Source organism: Pseudomonadota bacterium (assembly GCA_022361155.1).
Classification (GTDB): domain Bacteria; phylum Myxococcota_A; class Polyangia; order Polyangiales; family JAKSBK01; genus JAKSBK01.
Genome location: JAKSBK010000125.1, coordinates 1 through 1,382, shown reverse-complemented (window position 1 = coordinate 1,382; position 1,382 = coordinate 1). Strand labels below are relative to the sequence as shown.

Here is a 1,382-nt window from a genome sequence, read left to right as displayed (position 1 = left end):
TTTGGGTAGGAAAAGTGAGCGGATGAAGTACTATGACATTAATGAGTGTTGAGGATGCAGCGCGCTGTATAAAAGAGTTTGAAAGTGACTCTCTTACGGATCGTCTGTCTGAGTTAGAATACAAATTTAGTGGATTAAGTAAAAAGGATGTACAAACTTTATGTGATGCACAGAATCTCAACACTAACCTCTTAAAAGCTGCTTATGAGATAAAATCTCTCGCAGGCCAAATAAATGTTGTCATACATGCTGCGGGAATCCTAACAGCTTTGCCAAAAATTCTTTCAGGTGATGAAAAGGTTGAATATTTATCTTTAGGAGCAGGAAATACCGGAAGAGCATTTGATTTGGAAACTGATAAACGAATAGCGGAGTTCAAGTTTATTAATTGGCGCGGAGGGCCAGAATCTATTCGTCAAAATAGCTTATTTAAGGATTTCTTTGAGCTTGCTGAGGCAGAAACCAGGAAAGAACGATATCTTTATGTACTTGGATTAAAGTATCCCCTTAAGTTTTTCCGAGGACGTAGGAATCTTAAAAGTGTCATGAGTAAAAATAATGCGCTTGCACAATCATTTCAAAACAAGTATGGAGATCGGTTTTCCGTTGTTCAAGAATACTTCGAGGTAACGAAGCATAAAGTGCATCTTGTAGATTTAATCCCAATTGTACCTGCATTAGCAGGAATGCCAGATACAGAATAATTATGTTGTGACATAACAAGCCTTCCAGCCGACCGTGCAAAGCGCCGCCCCTTAGCTCAACCGTTAGCGTTCCTATGATTATAGGAGTATATTGTAGCCATGAGCACGAATTACGAAAAACTGGAAAGGGAAGCCCGCCAATTGGGCACTAGAGAGAAAGCAGCGCTGGCTCGTACGCTCATAGAAGATCTGGATGGAATTACGGATGTCGATGTTGAGAAATTATGGATTGACGAAGCTCAACGCAGATATGAAAACTTTCAATCAGGAACATTTCAAGCTATTCCAGGAGAGGAAGCGATGCAAAGGGCTCGCCAGCGCTTGAAATGATCGGGTTTCGGTTTCTTTCTCCAGCACTGGAGGAAATGACCGAATCAGCGATATTCTACGAGGAACAATCTCTGGGGCTAGGTGCAGAATACCTGGATGATGTTCAACGCGTTATTGACAGGCTACGGGATAATCCCAAGCTTGGGCATCCATTAGTAAATGATCTTCGCCGAGGTCTACTTACCCGGTTCCCATATTCTATAATCTATTCAATCGAACCAGAATTCATACTAATTGTTGCGGTAGCTCACCATCGTCGGCGTCCGTATTATTGGAAAGAAAGAATTGAACGCTAACAAGGTCCTCAATCTGACGCCGAAAAATTGTGCGACGTTACGCAATAGATTC

Annotated in this window: 2 protein-coding genes; both read left to right on the top strand. The window is 41.8% G+C overall.

From position 1 onward, the window contains the following. The first annotated feature begins 32 nt into the window (after nt 1–32). Nucleotides 33–704 carry a hypothetical protein gene (locus MJD61_04325; protein ID MCG8554502.1) on the top strand — a complete coding sequence of 224 codons (672 nt, stop codon included), beginning with the start codon at nt 33–35 and terminating at the stop codon, nt 702–704. Between the two features lie 99 nt (nt 705–803). Next, nucleotides 804–1,034, top strand: coding sequence for an addiction module protein (locus tag MJD61_04320; protein MCG8554501.1), 231 nt, complete (start codon nt 804–806; stop codon nt 1,032–1,034). Nucleotides 1,035–1,382 lie beyond the last annotated feature (348 nt).

Bases quoted from the DNA above. Each gene is read 5' to 3' on its own strand.
- MJD61_04325 (MCG8554502.1), top strand. From the start codon at position 33: ATGACATTAATGAGTGTTGAGGATGCAGCGCGCTGTATAAAAGAGTTT.
- MJD61_04320 (MCG8554501.1), top strand. From the start codon at position 804: ATGAGCACGAATTACGAAAAACTGGAAAGGGAAGCCCGCCAATTGGGC.